The sequence below is a fragment of the Lewinella cohaerens DSM 23179 genome (genome assembly GCF_000379805.1).
Lineage (GTDB): Bacteria > Bacteroidota > Bacteroidia > Chitinophagales > Saprospiraceae > Lewinella > Lewinella cohaerens.
Genome location: NZ_KB903535.1, coordinates 122,601 through 138,612, shown reverse-complemented (window position 1 = coordinate 138,612; position 16,012 = coordinate 122,601). Strand labels below are relative to the sequence as shown.

11 protein-coding genes are annotated in these 16,012 nt (G+C 43.7%); 2 read left to right on the top strand and 9 right to left on the bottom strand.

Going from position 1 to position 16,012, the window contains the following annotated elements:
• The first annotated feature begins 15 nt into the window (after positions 1-15).
• Both A3EU_RS0106350 and A3EU_RS29565 read left to right on the top strand, forming a co-directional pair.
• Positions 16-411 carry a group III truncated hemoglobin gene (locus A3EU_RS0106350; protein ID WP_020535296.1) on the top strand — a complete coding sequence of 132 codons (396 nt, stop codon included), beginning with the start codon at positions 16-18 and terminating at the stop codon, positions 409-411.
• Positions 412-438: 27 nt separating this feature from the next.
• Positions 439-984, top strand: a complete 546-nt coding sequence (locus A3EU_RS29565) for a 5-formyltetrahydrofolate cyclo-ligase (protein WP_020535295.1) — start codon at positions 439-441, stop codon at positions 982-984.
• A 475-nt stretch (positions 985-1,459) separates the two neighbouring features.
• Here the strand turns inward: A3EU_RS29565 and A3EU_RS0106340 are convergent, their stop codons facing one another.
• From A3EU_RS0106340 to A3EU_RS0106295, 9 genes are all read right to left on the bottom strand, one after another.
• The gene (locus A3EU_RS0106340; RefSeq protein WP_020535294.1) at positions 1,460-1,996 is read right to left on the bottom strand and encodes a hypothetical protein; all 537 of its coding nucleotides are present in this window, start codon (positions 1,994-1,996) and stop codon (positions 1,460-1,462) included.
• 40 nt (positions 1,997-2,036) lie between these two features.
• Positions 2,037-3,548: a sigma-54-dependent transcriptional regulator gene (locus tag A3EU_RS29560; protein ID WP_020535293.1), complete on the bottom strand. Its 1,512-nt coding sequence runs from the start codon at positions 3,546-3,548 to the stop codon at positions 2,037-2,039.
• Entirely contained in the window at positions 3,514-4,311 is a 798-nt protein-coding gene (locus A3EU_RS0106330; protein ID WP_020535292.1) for a hypothetical protein, read from the bottom strand. The genes A3EU_RS29560 and A3EU_RS0106330 overlap by 35 nt, the downstream gene beginning before the upstream one ends.
• A complete protein-coding gene (locus tag A3EU_RS0106325; RefSeq protein ID WP_020535291.1) occupies positions 4,308-5,204 on the bottom strand; it encodes a hypothetical protein in 897 nt (298 codons plus the stop codon). Before A3EU_RS0106325 ends, A3EU_RS0106330 begins: the two co-directional genes overlap by 4 nt.
• Before the next feature lie 3,649 nt (positions 5,205-8,853).
• A complete protein-coding gene (locus tag A3EU_RS0106315) occupies positions 8,854-10,197 on the bottom strand; it encodes an isoprenoid biosynthesis enzyme family protein (protein ID WP_156825678.1) in 1,344 nt (447 codons plus the stop codon).
• A 593-nt stretch (positions 10,198-10,790) separates the two neighbouring features.
• Complete coding sequence (locus A3EU_RS0106310; RefSeq protein ID WP_020535288.1) at positions 10,791-13,112, bottom strand: T9SS C-terminal target domain-containing protein; 2,322 nt, start codon at positions 13,110-13,112, stop codon at positions 10,791-10,793.
• A 47-nt stretch (positions 13,113-13,159) separates the two neighbouring features.
• On the bottom strand, positions 13,160-13,792 hold the full coding sequence (locus A3EU_RS0106305) for an ABC transporter ATP-binding protein (RefSeq protein WP_020535287.1): 633 nt from the start codon (positions 13,790-13,792) through the stop codon (positions 13,160-13,162).
• The gene (lpxA, locus tag A3EU_RS0106300) at positions 13,782-14,600 is read right to left on the bottom strand and encodes an acyl-ACP--UDP-N-acetylglucosamine O-acyltransferase (RefSeq protein ID WP_020535286.1); all 819 of its coding nucleotides are present in this window, start codon (positions 14,598-14,600) and stop codon (positions 13,782-13,784) included. The genes A3EU_RS0106305 and lpxA overlap by 11 nt, the downstream gene beginning before the upstream one ends.
• Positions 14,593-15,990 carry a bifunctional UDP-3-O-[3-hydroxymyristoyl] N-acetylglucosamine deacetylase/3-hydroxyacyl-ACP dehydratase gene (locus A3EU_RS0106295; protein WP_044085530.1) on the bottom strand — a complete coding sequence of 466 codons (1,398 nt, stop codon included), beginning with the start codon at positions 15,988-15,990 and terminating at the stop codon, positions 14,593-14,595. The genes lpxA and A3EU_RS0106295 overlap by 8 nt, the downstream gene beginning before the upstream one ends.
• Between the last annotated feature and the right edge of the window lie 22 nt (positions 15,991-16,012).

Below are 16,012 nucleotides of genomic sequence, written 5' to 3'. Positions count from 1 at the left end.
AAACATCCAATATAAATGAAGGATATAAAAGATATTTCAAGCATAGAAGACATACGGATGCTTGTAGATACATTTTACGAGAAGATTCGCCAGGACGACTTACTGGGGGAGGTTTTCAATAGGGTCATTCAGGACCGCTGGGGAGAACACCTAGAAAAGATGTACCGCTTTTGGCAAACAGTTCTTTTGAAGGAACACACCTACTATGGTAGCCCCTTTCCTCCTCATGCTCAACTACCTGTGGAGGCTGCTCATTTTGACCGTTGGAAACAGTTGTTTTTTGAAACAGTGGACGAATATTTTGTTGGCGAAAAGGCAACGGAAGCCAAGTGGCGGGCAGGGAAAATGGCAGAAATGTTTCAGATGAAAATTAGCTACTATCAAAATACTCAGACGAAACCGCTTATGTAAATAGCACGGCTAAGAAATAATTGAAAAATGGATGTTGCGAAAGAAGAGAAAAAATACCTCCGGAAAAAAATGCTCAAACAGCGGGATGGAATACCTCGTAGTGTACGCAAGGCTCACTCCGAGAACATATGTGAGCAATTATGGGAAGTCATTTTGAGTAATAAAGCACGGGTTATTCACAGTTACCTGACGATGGGCTCAGAAATAAATGTACTCCCATTATTACAAAGAGCATTAGACGCCGGATTGACTGTCGTAGTGCCTAAGACGCTCAAAAAGCGACAAATGCAAAATTTGGTTTTGACCGACTTGAAAAACATGGAATCGGGTGTATTTGGTACTTATCATCCCAAAGACGCTCAGGAGTATACGGGGAATTATGACCTTATTGTTGTTGCAGGTTTGGCGTTTGACAAAAAAGGATACCGGGTTGGCTATGGCGGCGGTTATTATGACACCTTTCTTGCAGAGCACCTGTCTGCAAAGAAGATTGGAGTTTCCTTTCCCTTCCAAATAGTGGAGACCGCTCCAGTTGAAGAACATGATGTTGAACTGGATGCGGTATTGTACTAGCGTTAGAAAGATAAAGTGAATGATGATATTTGACTAAGGAATGAACAGCTGCTATTGCCTAATGCTCACCCTGTTTTCTTGCGCAAACGAATTTTTTTCGTTTATAAACGAAAAACGAATAGGTTGTTTGTCTATTGGTGCTTTTCTTGTTCTCCTCTCTAGAATAAAAATATTTTGTAAACACCTAATTGTCAAATGGTTGTGTTTTTGCGTAAGCGTATTGGTGCTTCGTGTAAAAAGTTGGTCTGGTTTTTACATATAGTATAGTATACTACAGAAGTGTAGTAATAAGAATAATTGCCTTTTTTATGCATGCATTGACATGCTTTGAGAAAACATAGAATCCAATCTATCCCAGTGTACTTTTCAGTTTTTTGATTTAGTCCGCAAAGACTAAATCACTATCCCGTTTGAAGTCAAAAGCTAATAAGATTAGCTAGTGAGGACACCGCAAAGTGTCCTCTTTTTTTTGCCCCTACTCATCCTCTGTTTGCCCAAAATTGAGCTGGAATCCGATACGTTGATAGGGCTCTTCGTCGTCGTAATCTTCCCATAAGGTGATTTCCTGCATGAACTCTTCCACGTGACGAATAAAATAAGGGTCTTTTAATTCTTCAGGTCGATAGATCGCAATGGTTTTTGGTGGCTTTGGTTCACCATAACCTTCGATGTGAGGGTACTGAATAAGCACCATCACCTTACCATTAAACAGTTGTTGATAGACCAGGGAGCCGTTGTGCTTGATTAGATCGCGCTGAATGGCATCGTTTACTCGCTGAGACATACCTGAGCGGACAGTGCCCAGGCTGAGGTCGATAGCTTCCAGGTTTTCGAGCCCTGAGCGTACTTCAACCTTAGCATCGAGTTCTACCTGCCCCATGATGTAATTGAGTTGATCCAGGATTTTTTGACTTAATTCCTCCACCCATACTTTGCGATATGCAGTAGTGTTGGTTAATACTTCCTGATAGCGGTCAACTTTCCGCTTGAGATTTTGCAATTCCGTATCCACTTCACTAGATTTCTACATGAAGCTAAACCTTAGATAGCTTCTATTTGACAATGCGCCGGTAACTTTGGCTTATCGTAGGGAAGTTAGTAAAAAGATGGGGATGTTTTTCAAAATGTTTCTTAATCCGGTAGCGCAAATTGTCTGTGTTTTCCAAACCAATGGCAATGGCGACGTCTTTTTTTACCTTGTTTTTCTGGATCAACAGTTTTTCGATACGATCGAGATCTATTAGTGCGTGCTCTTCGTCGATGTTCTTAGGTCCAGCGTGAGGGGTTTCTCCTGCATTGTCTGTAGGTGCAGATCCGGAGGTGTTGTTGTTTTGCGTAAAGCTTACTGGAATGACCGGTTGTTCACTGGTGATTTCTGTAGGCAAACAATGCTCGTCGATTCGTTTTTTATCTTGGATTCGAGCCCTCAACTGGGCATAATTAACAGTGTTTTTTAACTCCCGGATGTTACCTACCCAGTTGTAATTTAGCATAGCATCCAATGCTGCTGTAGTCAGGACTTTCTGTAGATCATCGACCTCGAAATAATGAGAAAGCAGAAGAGGGATATCATCTCGACGTGAACGAAGTGGCGGAAGCTCTATCACCATTGCTTTGAGGCGCTGGAATAAATCGGCTCGAAACCGGCTTTCTGCTACTGCCGCTGTTAAGTTACGGTGAGTAGCAGTAACAACTTGTACGTCAAGCTGAACATCCTGGTCTGAGCCTACCGGACGGATCAGCTTTGTTTCCAGGAAGCGTAAAAGCTTGATTTGAATATTTTGGTCAATATCGCCAATCTCATCCAACATGAGAATTCCTGTATTGGCTTGACTAAAGTAGCCCTCCATGTCGCGGGAGGCACCTGTAAAGGCACCCTTTTTATGGCCAAATAGTGTGCTCTCGAGGAGCGAATCCTGTATAGCGGATAAGTTGACGGCCTGAAAAGGCTGTTTACTGCGAGCTCCGTGGGCATGTAGGTAACGTGCAGCGACCTCCTTACCTGTTCCTGTTTCACCAGTAATCAGTACTGTGACATCAGGTTCTTCTGAAACCAGTTTTAGAATGCGCTTAATTTCTTTAATCTGAGTAGATTCCCCAATGAAGGGGTAAGCTTCGTTTTCCTGGGCTCGGCGGCGGTCTACTTCTGCCCTTAGTACCAGGTTCTCTTGTTTGAGCTTACTACCGTCAATTACAGCGGAGAACTGTTGCTCCCAATAGTCGTAATCAAAGTCATCTTTAACGAGAAAGTTACGTGCTCCCTGCTTCATTGCCTGAACGACGGTGTCTATAGACCGGTCAGCGGTGACAATGATGACAGGAATGTTTGGATAGCGTTGGGCTATCTGGGGAATAATATCTAAACCCTTCTTAGTTTCGGAATCATCCAAGACAAGATCCAGCAGGATTAAATCAAAATGACCTTCTCCGCTAAGTTTTTCAAAAAGTTGCTTTTCGTTGATGGCTCCGGAGAATAAAAACTGGCGCCGGAATGCATACCGAATTTGTTGGTGAAATTCGGCATCGTCATCAACGATAAGTATGTGATAATTTTTGGACGACATACTGTTTTTCAATCTGCTGGAGCTGTTCACGCATGTCGTTTAAGACTTGCAAAATCATTCCGTTTGCTAAAGGTTCTTGTTCTTTCCCTCCTGCCAACATCCAATGCTCCATTCCTTCCGTTAAGAGAGCAATCTGCTCTAATTTTCCTGCCAAAGGAGTGTGTTCAAAAAGAGGGTAATAATTAATCCAACGATTACGCCATTCCCTCCATTTATTGGCTAACTGTGCTGGTTTCACCAGGTCAGCATAAATTTCAGAATAAGGCGTTTGCATTTTCTGTAATTCTCTGCTGGCCATTTGTACAACCAAGCGAATACGTGACAAGACAGCTACAACACTGTCGTCTCCATGCCCTGCAAAAAAGCGTTTTAGCTTTTCACTAAGGTCAATGCCCGTAAAATAAGGTAATTCTTCTGTGATATGTGTTTCCTGGGTTTGTTGCCACCAAGCTGCATCGTAATCTGCTAGCCGGAGTAAATCCAGGTGATTAACGTAGTCAACTTGTTCATAGCTAGTCATCAGAAGACGAAGGTGCGGATATTGATCAGCCAGAAAATGCTGCCATAAACAGCTCGAATCAAGATAAGCTCCACTACCCCAAGCGGGTAGTAATAACATTACTCCAAAGGCTTCGGGGAGCAGCTTTTGCCAACCGCCCTCGGTAGGGGTGATTTTGATGAGTCGAAAACCTACTGCTTCACAATAAGCTGTCAAAGCTTGAGGAGCAGGGCGTCCACCATCTACCAACAGCACGATCTTCATGAATGATAAGTTAATCCTGATATCTGTTCTAACAGTTCTTCAAACCTTTCACGAAGTTCCAGTAATGATACAGCATTACCTTTAGCCAGTACATTACGAAGTACATAGGCTGCGAGTAGTGCATACTGTTCCGCTGCTGACGCCCCGTAGGAAGTTTCCAACTGGATGCCGCAATCGTCAAAGGTGAGTGTTCTGTTGTTGTTCCGTTCAAATATACGAATTTCATTAGCTAAATCCGAACCTTTCCGAATACGGCCAACAAAACTTAATAGACGTAGGAATAGCATCCTGTTTTCCGGGAGGCGTAGAAGGGGATATAACTCCCCGGGCTCAAAGGTCATTTGAGGCAAGTATTGCCCAAGGCAATTGAAGAGGTCTTCTTTGAATTCAAAGATTCTCCGACGGAGAGCAAGCTGGTAAATGTCCCAGATATAGTCAAAATGGGCACTCTTAAGAAGGCGGCGTTCTGCATCTGCAATGGCCGAAACATCAAGAGGCTGTCCATCACGATTGAGTTGAGCAGAGAAGGTGCCCGAAGTGCCTAGCAGCCCTTTGGAGTTACTGGTCAGGTAAATTGCATCAGCACCTTCGCCAAAGAGGAAACACCGAAGACGTTCCTGCTGGCCTTCGGGAGCTTGCTGAATTATTTGCTTAAGGTGTTCTTGTGAATAACCATGGTAGCGATGGAGGAAAAGCATTACTTCTCCGTCTTGCTGAAGGTATTGTCGGATTAGAACAGCTAGGTTTTGTGTATCTCCTTCCTGTGATACAGGCCAGTCGCGGCAAACGACAAGGTCGTTAGCATTGGCAGAACCGGCGACTTGCCAGACGCCTTCACCAATGCCCGCAGCTTTCCACGACCAAACGATAATGATTGTTCTTGTAATTCCCATAGTATGATTTCCTAGCAACGCAACAATTTACGACCCGAACATTACCTTCACCAGGTTGTGCTTTATTTCAATATCATCCTTGCGGTTTATCGCATCTTCAATAGCGGAGATAATTGATTCTACAGGCCTGAAGTTAGTAAAGCGTCTATATGCGCTATAGCTTTCCTCTTCTGATAAACGTGTCCACCACTTTGTCCGACCTCGGNCAGTAGTGATGACGAGCATGAAGTTGTCACGTACTTGCCCATCTTCATTAGTGGCAAATGGCATGATTTCTTCTTGAATAAATAGCCCGATATTTTCGTCTCTGAAATCGGGGTTGTCTGAGTATTTGGTAAGGAGTATTTTCTCAATAAATGAAAGGTGGAGTACGAGAAAATGACTTCTTTTAATAATCCATTCTTTGTGACCTTCCCAATGGCCCAACCAGTCATTGTTGCCTGCTTCCAGGTTGCTCTCGTCAAAAACGTGGAGCAGAAGTTGATCAGCTAGTGTTTTACGCTTCTCCGGATCGCCTAATCGGTAGTAAACTCGGCTGTCAAAAATACAGATGCGGCTTGCTAATACCTCAAAAAACTCGGCCATACGAGCCTGGGCTTTGATAGAGAGTGGTTGATTAGGGACCAGTTCTGATTGGAAATATTTGACGTATATACCGTGGCTACGGTAGCGCAGTAATTGTTTGTTGTCGGAATCTCCTCCGTGGGCAATATGCAAATCCTGTACATTAAGAATCTCTGTGGTCTGCTCCTTTATGGGGAGTTGCCATACCGGGTAATACGTTAGGCTGTTTTCTTGTTCAGGCTGGTAAATAAACTTACCCACGACCGCATTGTCAACGAAAAGTCTGACGATGCCTGCTTCTTCACCCATCCATGCTTTAATCCAACACTGGTAGGCATCAACGATAGCATGATCACCTGTTAAATCTGGACTTAGCTGGCGATTAATGACCCTTAATACTCCCTTGGAGCGTACTTTGTCGAAAAGAAGTTCTTGTAATTTTTTGCCTTGAGCAAGTAAGCCTACAAATTTAAACCGCGCAAGGTTGTCCCACACAAAATCAGTATCCTCGGGGCCATGCACCCAGTGAATATCGGCGGCTTTCCAAATGTGGAAATACTTTTTCAGGTAACCTTCTTTTATGGAGAAACGGTTTCTAATTCCGGCCCATTCGTCGGGAGCTTTAGCGTTGAATTCTACATCAGCGTGCATATTGTCAACGGGGCTGACCACGGGGATAATCCAGGGGTAGAAAGCTTCGTCTCGTTCCGTATCTTCACTACGGTCCCGTAGTTCATTACCATCACCATTTTGGACATGAAGGAAGAAGTTGTTAAAAAGCATACCTGCACAGAGTTTGTCCTGCGAGCTACCTCCTAACCGTGGTGCAAACGAATCTTCGTCCATGATGCCTTTACTCAAGTTAGCATGACGAGTTTCTGGTAAAAGTTGATCGCTTTTTGTGTGGAAATTCACCAAGCCATTGAGCCAAATACCTACAGAATAGAGCGATTTATCATTTGGTTGGCCTTTTCGTACAGGCTTTTCCTGGAAACTGATGCACAACTCCAAGCCTCCGTTCTGCATTTGCCTAAGGGCATCGCCTTTGAAGTGCTTGACATTTCTAATCTTGTTTTCTAAAAGTGTAAAGAATGCATGACGCCCGACGACTTCGCCAGGGAAAAATAAATGACAATTTGTTAGCGCCTCCTTAATTCTCACATAATCCTCTCCGGGAGCAACAAAGTCGCTCATTTCTTCCAATTCTGGATAAGTTTCTATACAAAGGCATTCTTCCGGTGTAATTGGATAGCCACTCTTACCCGTTGGGTAGGTTTTTATATCCGGGCGCTTGTACTTAAGATCGACTTCTACAAAGATACCGTCAACCAGCGGTTTTTTCTTGATATTTTCAGGCTGCGCAGGATGAATATCACCGGGCTGTAAAGGTTCATAAACAATGACCCTAAATCGCAAGCGGTGAATATCTTCCGATTTCGCGATTGTTCCTAAATAAAGGGGGTTGTTGATAAAGTCGTTCCACAATACATCAAAGGCAGTAGCTGATTCTCCACCAAAGTTATTGTCACGGGCGATACCACTCCAGAAGGCTCCTTTTTGCATTAGGAACTTAAGGAGGGGCTGAATTTCGCGTGCGAGCGGCCCCGAAAAATTTACCAAGTCGTAATCTGGATCGGCATTGCGGACAAAGGAACCTTTTACCCAAGGTTTTATAAGCTCAAATACGCGGTCTCGATCATAGCCTTCGGGTAAATAGGTGCTAACTAAATCTTCTACTTCGGCTACTTCATCGCGGTGGGTTTTCTGAAAAGAGCGAATGTTTTCTGCACGCTGTTTAAACCACCAGTTGAGGGCCACCAAACTATGCGCACTAACATTGTGAGCAAAGGAGTCGATCATGATGGCTGTGATGGCCGCTTTTAGGTAAGGTCTATAAACCTTACTGTGGATAACGTCATCATTAAAACGAATACGCTTTTGGTAAAAACCAAGGTATTTTCGGTAGTATTCTTTGAATTGTAAATCCCTTAGAATTGGATTCCTGTTTACGTGTTCGTAGAAATCTTCTTCCAGCGGCATGAGGATTGCCTTTGACTTCTCGGGGTTACGCCCCACTAAATCCCATTCCAAAACCTGTGTCTCGATCATAGCACTGGCTGAACGGATAAGTCCCCCCAAGGAACGAGTACGTTTTAATAGATCATCCTTCTTCGTGTAAACAAAGTGCATGATTCCATCAAATTCCCCAAACATAATAAGGGGGATAGAGACGTAAAGGTCTTCTTCAAGATTGAAGAACTCTTTGAGGATATGGTATTCTGCCTGTTGCCGGGTAGTAGGCACCTTAGGGTTGTCTTCTTCCAGAATTGATGCAAAATAGGACTTTAGTGTTCCCATTCCTACCTTAGGAATATCTGCAAAACCGTAGGAACCTGAGCTAAAGGCTTGGTATAGCTGTGAACTCACTACGGCTGTATCACTATCCAGTGCCGTGTGATCCAAGTGATCCCAATGTTCATCAAGGTGAGGAATTTGTTCCTTAAGCGTTAACTCACAGAGTAAATCTCGCTGCCGTTGAACGCCAGCATAAATCAGCGGTACATTGGAGTAGCGATCAATGAAAGTAGTCCGTTCACGAGGTAAGGCGTTAATGAAAATAGTGAATGGACCCTGAAAGATGAAGCCACTTGATATCATGTTCAGACGATATTGTAGCATATCGTAGAACTCATCAACCTGAGGGAACGCGATGACCTCCCGCGGGGCCAACTGTTCAGGGCGAATAGTAGGCGCTTGAGTCATAAGGATGTATTTACTGATTCACACTATGGGGGGGTAATAGCATACGAATGACATAACAAAGCATATCTATACTGAGCAATGATGAGTGGTAATAAAGATCACTCTCATTGCTCATAAATGTGTAGCCCAAAACAGGTTTAGAAATGCTAAACTGCCTAGCTATTATGTATTCCAATTACTATCCCTACAAACAAATTTAAGTAATCTGTATGAGAAAACGGTAGTAAAACGGCAGTGAGTGGCGAAAATATATACAGATTTTTCTTTCAGAACCTTCAGTATAAAATGTAAAATCTAAAATTATCAAGATTTAATTTTCTATTTAACCAATTTCACTAGACGGGTGTCGTTGCAAAACGGCCGCCAATCGAGTAACCGCCAAGGGCGTTTCTGGCGTAAATTTCCACGCTTTTTGCCACCATGTGGAACCAGGTACTTGTTGAGCACTTGTACGTTCTTTGCGGAGCTGCAAAATCAAACGGCGGGTACGCTGACGATAATATCCTTTGCGATAGACTTGGTACGCTGGGTGATTCAGGCAGGGAGCGAGGAATTTGTTCCAGTGGACAATTTCACAAGAATCTGCCAAATAAGCTGCGGCTTGATTGTTTAAGGGAAGATAGGCTAGTGCTAATTCTGCCAGAATACGGGTGTTCTGAATAGACTTATAGATAGCATTCGACGACAATATTTCGGTAAAGGCAGCTTCTTCGAAAGCTGCTGACCAGCGCATTTTTTTATTTAAAAACTGAAGTAAAGAACTGTCCTTTCTTTCGGGAAGAAGAAACAAAACGGGGAGGGTAAGCGTCCCGTTACGTAAATCGCTGAAATGATCCTCTGCTGTCTTTGTTTTGGTAGCCAGGCCAAAATGACTGGGGATCCAATCACTATTGTCATTGACAAGTTGCCGCATCAAGCCATAGCAGACACTGAAATTCAATACCGCTTTCATTTTAGTCGCCGAAACACGAAGAAGTTGTCCGACCAAACGGCTCGCTTCCACAAAGAGGCTGGCACAGGTAAGGTAGATTCGAGCAAAGTAGATATCTAACTGTACGTGTAGAATAGCTGGTAAGTCTGCTTTTAGTTTGTTTATAAAAGGAGCAACAGCCGATAAATCTAAATCCTTGGCCCAGGCGGCAGGCAGCGTTTTTTTCCAATCATCTTGCCCTTGAGCAAAAGCCTGGTAGGTATTGAATTGTTGTTCGAGGTACTGCCCTTGATCAACCTGCTCAAAGCATTTGCGAACGGCTTCGTGGGTTAACTGGCGGGCAGGCCGAGGTAGTTGCGTAGCAATATACCGATAGAGTTGCTCCTTGAGCAAGTTGGCGGCCAGCATATTTTCGGAAATTTTTTCCCGGTTGGTGACGCCAGATTTGCCATCAAGAATCTGATTGTGGAGATACTGGATGGTAATGACAACTTCGAAAATAAAAGGGAGTTGAGCTGTGAACAGCCGTTCATGACGAGCATAATGAAATGCCGGACCTACCGGGTTGATGGTTTTCAACCATGCTGCCGTTTTAGCAAGGAAATAAGCCCGAATAGGCGTTCCTTCAAGCTTTTGGTGCAGCAAATCCGTTACCCAAGAACTTGAGGATAACCCTGCTCCCAGCTGTTGAAAGCTGACAAACTCTTTCCTTACCAGATCGATTGTACGATACATATCTTTGTACCTGTCCACTGCCATATCATTCAAAAAGGTTTGATTAATGCCGAAGCAGAAATACGGTTAAGGTCAAAAAACTCATTTTGAGCTTCTCAACAAATTTTGGTGCGAAATCCCTTCTTGAATGGACTAAGTGTTAGTTCTGGAGTGCTTGGTTTGTATAGAACAGCACGAAAATAAAAAGCAATTTTGTTTTTCAAATAGTTAAATAAGCGCTTCATTTTAAGCGTTTTAGCTATTTGGAAAACTTGAGAGAAATTGCAGTTTATTTTCTGCGCAATACAACTGTGCCTCTGTTCATACTGTTTTTGGGTAAATCTCACCGTAGTGTTTAAATAAGCTAGAGGGTTCTCTACAGTTTTCTATTCGCTAATATTACTACCATATTTATGCCTAAACTTTCGAAGAAAGGAGGTGGGTGCTCTTAATCTGCTGATATTAAGAATTTTACAAATCAAATAAAAGAAAATGGCTATTTGTAAGTATCTGGTGGGGCCGTAACGGAAACTGTAGACTTTCGGAAAAAAACGGAATTTTTTCGCTTGTTAACGGAGATTTTGTTTGAGGTTGAAAAAAGCAAGAATACTTTTTTAGCGTAGCAAAATTATTTCTTGAGCAAGCTGCTCTTCTTGTCCTGTACGCTGGTTGATGAAGGTGAAGACTTGTAAATAAATACCGGTTGCTAAAGCTTGGCCGTTGGATGTTCCATCCCAATTAAAAGGGGCTGCTTTGGCTACATGCAATAAGCCACCCCAACGGGCATAGATTTCAAAACGTAAGCCAGTAAAATCCTTTCCTTGTGGGGTGATGCTATCATTAATGCCATCGTTGTTTGGACTGAATACGTTGGGCAAATAGACAGGTGCCGCACAGTCCTGAGCAATAAGACTGAAATTAGCAGTAAAAACACAGTTTTCTACTTGTGTGCTAATCGTATAGTTGCCCAGCTGCGGCAAATAAAGAATACTATCCGCAGCAGAAATATCCTGAAACCAAAAAGTCGAACTGTAATCACTCGCTGGCTGCAAAGCATAAGGTAGTTGGCTCGGACAAATAGCAGCCTCGCTGAAGGGTAAAGTAAGGTAGGGAGGAGGAAGGCTATCTTTTAGAAAAGAAATATCGATAGTGTCAGTGGTGAAACAGTAGCCATCACTAATCTGGAGCTGGTAGCTATCGCCGGTGCTGGTTTCAAGATAAGGGGTATTGGCACCTGTTGACCATTGGTAAGTTAAGTTGTCTGGAGTGTTAGGGCGTAGTGTTATGTCATCATCACAGACCAGCAAATCATCGCCTAAATCAAGGCTTAAATTATTGGTAATGACCGTAAGTGATAACTCCGAACTTTCTTGGCAACCAAGTTGACTCAAGATTTGCCTTACTGTGAAAGTACCAGAAATATTGAACTCATAATTGAAAGTGAAGGCAGTAATGGTCGTGTCTGTTTGTGGACCAATAATACGCCAAACGACTTCCAGAGCCAGATGATTTTGTAATCCACCTGGAGTAACTTCTGTTCCTATACAGATCGTATCTGGTAAAGTGAAAAGACTAGGATTTAGAGGTGTAGAGATACACTTGGGGTAAGTGACGATGGGAATAGGAGTGGCCGAGATTTGGTAGTCGGGTAAAGAAGGAATAACTTCCTGAAACCACTGTACCGATTCAAAAGCTATATTAACATCCTCAATAATGAGACAAGAAGGAGTCAGCATACAGTTGTCAGCAGTTGGATTTTGAGTAAGACGGGTAATAGTAGGGCGATTCACCAATTCATCAGGGGTTCTACGTAGGGTGTCATTGTCTACGTAAAATAAATTATCATTATCAGCAATTGCAAAATCTGAGGTAGGAAGAGGCAGTGTCAGTTGCTCTAGTTCGGTTCCATCTGAGGCAAAGCGCAAAAAACTGTAGCCACGATCGCTTGCTAAAAATAAGACAGCGATTTCGCCATTAGGAAAGACTTCCAAATCCAGGGTTCTACTGTTGCTGGCCGATTCATCGGCTATTCGTTTAGCCCAAATTACTTCATAGTTTAGCGATAGTTTGACCAGGAAGCCATCTTCAAAAACACCATTAGTGTTTTCGATATTCAAGTCGCCGATGAGGTATAAATCTCCGGTGTTAGGGTCTGTGGCAATATTGTTAAAACGATGAAGTTCGGGTGATCGGAGTGTAGTTTGTATATTTCCTTCTTGATCTAACTTTAGTAAGATACCTTTGGTAACAGTCAGGAGCTTTTCTGATGCGAGAACATGATAGTTGTTTCCCGTAGCTTCAATATCAATGCAACTATAATCCAAATTTATACCCTGGTTGGAGAGTGTGCGGTATTTGAAATTCCAGTGATCGGTCTGCGTGAAAAAATCTAATTTGCTCAGGCGTAAAAATCCTCGGTCAGTGGGTTCGGGGTCTTCTCTGGCTGTAAGGATATCTCCATTATCCCCATCGGCGTATAAGCCATGAATTAAATTGAACCCCGCAGGTGGGCTCAATGTTTTTGCCCACAATTGATTGGTGTTTTCATTAAACATAATGAGCACATTACCCACTGTTTCACCGGGTTGGTCATTGCGTTTAGCTTGGAATACATGTAGCGCATTCTTATATCTATAATCTGTGGCTTCAAAGAAACCAACTTCATCGTCCTCTACTTGAAAACGATAGGCTGCAATGGGCGTACCATTACTATCAGTTTTACCTAAGAAAATCGGATTACGATTGGGGTTGTTTATAGAAAAGTAAAAATCAAAAGAAAGAAAGCCTATTTGAGCATTTTGATATTGAATACTGCTTTCGGCTATAAGAAATTCAGGTTGTTCGGGAAACTCAACGATTACAGAAGATAGACCTTGGGCATCTAATAAACTTAGAAAGAGAAAAGGTAAGGTGATAATTAATGATAAATGTTTCATTTTACCTTTGTTTTCAATAAGAAAACCTTTAGTAGCAGATCTTCTATTTATGCTTTCATTCGACCCTTATACGCCAAAATATCAATCTCCCCCGTACACATCCGGTAATCATCGGCTACATTGGAGGCAATGATCAGGAGGCGGTCACCAACGTATTCTTCTAATAGTGAATGATACCAGGCAATGCCTTGCGCATCAAGGTTGGTGGTAGGTTCGTCAAGGAGGAGGAAATTAGCGCGGGTACAGCATGCGAGCGCGAGCTTAAGACGCTGTTTCATGCCACTAGAAAACTGTGCTACGGGGCGGTTGCGAGCGCGTTCCAATCCCAGGCGTTCTATTAGACCATCGATAGTAAGGCCAGGTAAGAGTGGTCGAAAGCGCTCGTGAAAATGGATGGCCTCCAGTAGTGAAAATTCCTCGATAAGCTCAATATAGGGAGCCGCGAAAGCCAGATGTTCGTAGACTTCTGCGACGGGGACAGGTTTATCCTGATGGCTGAAGCGGATAGTACCCTTACTCGGCGTCAAGTGGCCGGATAGCATTTTTAGCAGGGTAGACTTTCCTGACCCATTTGGGCCGGTGACAGCATAGCGGCCACCGGAGGTGAGTTGAAGGTCAATTTGACGTAGAATCCATTCGCGTCGGTAGCGTTTTCCGACGCCAGCTAACTCAATCTTCATACAATTCGCTGCCGTTGATCTGGTTAAAGCCACGGAGGATACCCGTTTTTTGGGAAGAGCGGATAAAATCGAGGATATTGTCCTTTTCTACACTAGGTCCGATGGTGGACTCGACCTCGTCCAGTGCATTGGAAAGGTTGTAGCCCTTGACGAACATTATCCGATAGATATCGTGAATGTTATTGATTTGCTCTTGTGAGAAGTTGCGGCGCGATAAGCCGACTTTGTTTACGCCAACGTAGCTCAATGGCTCGCGGGCAGCCCGCACATAAGGGGGGACGCTCTTGCGAACGAGAGAGCCACCTGCAATGAAGCTATGCTGTCCAATACGGGTAAACTGCTGTACAGCTGCTAACCCTTCTAAAATGGCCCAGTCTTGAATCTCCACGTGTCCGGCGAGGGTTACATTATTGGCTAAAATAACGTGATCACCGAGGATACAGTCGTGGGCAATATGAGCATAGGCCATCAGGAGGCAATTTTTGCCAACGACCGTTTTGTTGGCATAAGAAGTTCCTCGATTGATGGTGACATATTCCCGGACAATGGTTCCATCGCCGATTTCAGCAGTGGTAACCTCTCCATTGAATTTCAGATCCTGCGGAGTGCCAGATACGACGGCTCCGGGATGAATCTGTACACCTTTGCCGATGCGAGCTCCGGAAAAGATGGTCACGTTAGGGCCTATCCAGGTATCATCACCAATGACGACATCTTTATCAATAAAGGTAAAAGGCCCAATGGTGACATTTTTACCCACCTGTGCATCAGGGTGCACAATGGTATGTTGTTTGTAGCTACTATTCATCTCCAGGGCGCTTAACGATTTGAGCAGTCAATTCAGCTTCAGACACGATCTTGTCGCCTACGTAAGCTGTTCCCTGCATTTGGCAAATACCACGACGAATGGGAGCCATAAGCTCCATCTTAAAGAGTATGGTGTCTCCGGGAACCACTTTATGCTTGAATTTTGCATTTTCAATTTTCATAAAGTAAGTGTCCCAGTTACCAGGGTCCTCTACTGTTGACAAGGCCAGTATTCCTCCTGTTTGTGCCATAGCTTCAATTTGAAGCACACCAGGCATTACTGGATTCTGCGGGAAATGTCCTTGAAAAAACTGTTCGTTAAAGGTAATATTTTTTACACCAACGACCTTTTTTTCATCCAGCTCAATGACTTTGTCTACTAACAGGAAAGGGTAGCGATGAGGCAACCATTCTGCAATTTTCACAGAATCAAATACTGGTTCAGCATTAGGATCGTACTTGGGTTTGCCTCGCAATTTTCGTTGCTTAAGGAAGCTTTGCTTAAGCAGTTTAGTAAAAGCAACATTGGCTTTGTGGCCGGGTTTTGTGGCTAGAATCCTTCCTTTAATGGGGCGGCCCAGCAAAGTGGTGTCACCTAAAACATCCAGTAACTTGTGACGAGCCGGTTCATTCTGGAAGTGTAGCTCTAGGTTGTTGAGGATACCCTTGCCATCAAAGGCTACACGAGGGCGACCCAGCTTTTGGGCAAGTTTGTCGAGCTGTTCTTGAGGAACCTCGTTGTCTGCAATGACAATAGCATTGTCCAAATCTCCACCCTTGATAAGGTTGTGCTCAAAAAGCATCTCTAATTCGCGGAGAAATACAAACGTACGGCAAGGAGCAATATCAGTTTCAAAAGCAGTAATGTCTTGAAGCGTGGCGTATTGCTGCCCGAGGACAGGCGAACCAAAATCAATCAAAGTAACCACTTCAAAACCATCATGAGGTAAAGCCATAAGCTCGGTGCCAGTCGCTTCGTCGCGATAAACGATGGGTTCTTCAACAACAAAATACTCGCGATCAGCATCCTGTTCAACAACACCGGCCTCTTTCAGCGCATTGACGAATTGAATTGCACTTCCGTCGAGGATAGGCACTTCAGGTCCGTTGATCTGAATAAGGACATTGTCAATTGATAAACCGGCGAGCGCCGAAAGGACGTGCTCGACAGTACTGATGCTGGCTTCCCCCGATTTAATCGTGGTACTACGGTCGGTGCTCACGACCCGGCTGATATCGGCATGGACGACAGGCTCACCTTCTAAATCCATCCGCTGAAATTTGATGCCATGGTCGGCACCTGCGGGTTGAAAGGTAAGTTTTACGGCTGATCCGGAATGCAGTCCAACGCCTTCAAGGCTAGTGGCCTGCTGTATTGTTTGTTGCTTCATAAAAGTTTCTCCGCTGAAAATA

Excerpts from the sequence above, each read along its gene's own strand:
- A3EU_RS0106350 (WP_020535296.1), top strand. The coding sequence starts at position 16 with ATGAAGGATATAAAAGATATTTCAAGCATAGAAGACATACGGATGCTT.
- A3EU_RS29565 (WP_020535295.1), top strand. The coding sequence starts at position 439 with ATGGATGTTGCGAAAGAAGAGAAAAAATACCTCCGGAAAAAAATGCTC.
- A3EU_RS29560 (WP_020535293.1), bottom strand. The coding sequence starts at position 3,548 with ATGTCGTCCAAAAATTATCACATACTTATCGTTGATGACGATGCCGAA.
- A3EU_RS0106330 (WP_020535292.1), bottom strand. The coding sequence starts at position 4,311 with ATGAAGATCGTGCTGTTGGTAGATGGTGGACGCCCTGCTCCTCAAGCT.
- A3EU_RS0106325 (WP_020535291.1), bottom strand. The coding sequence starts at position 5,204 with ATGGGAATTACAAGAACAATCATTATCGTTTGGTCGTGGAAAGCTGCG.
- A3EU_RS0106315 (WP_156825678.1), bottom strand. The coding sequence starts at position 10,197 with ATGTATCGTACAATCGATCTGGTAAGGAAAGAGTTTGTCAGCTTTCAA.
- A3EU_RS0106310 (WP_020535288.1), bottom strand. The coding sequence starts at position 13,112 with ATGAAACATTTATCATTAATTATCACCTTACCTTTTCTCTTTCTAAGT.
- A3EU_RS0106305 (WP_020535287.1), bottom strand. The coding sequence starts at position 13,792 with ATGAAGATTGAGTTAGCTGGCGTCGGAAAACGCTACCGACGCGAATGG.
- lpxA (WP_020535286.1), bottom strand. The coding sequence starts at position 14,600 with ATGAATAGTAGCTACAAACAACATACCATTGTGCACCCTGATGCACAG.
- A3EU_RS0106295 (WP_044085530.1), bottom strand. The coding sequence starts at position 15,990 with ATGAAGCAACAAACAATACAGCAGGCCACTAGCCTTGAAGGCGTTGGA.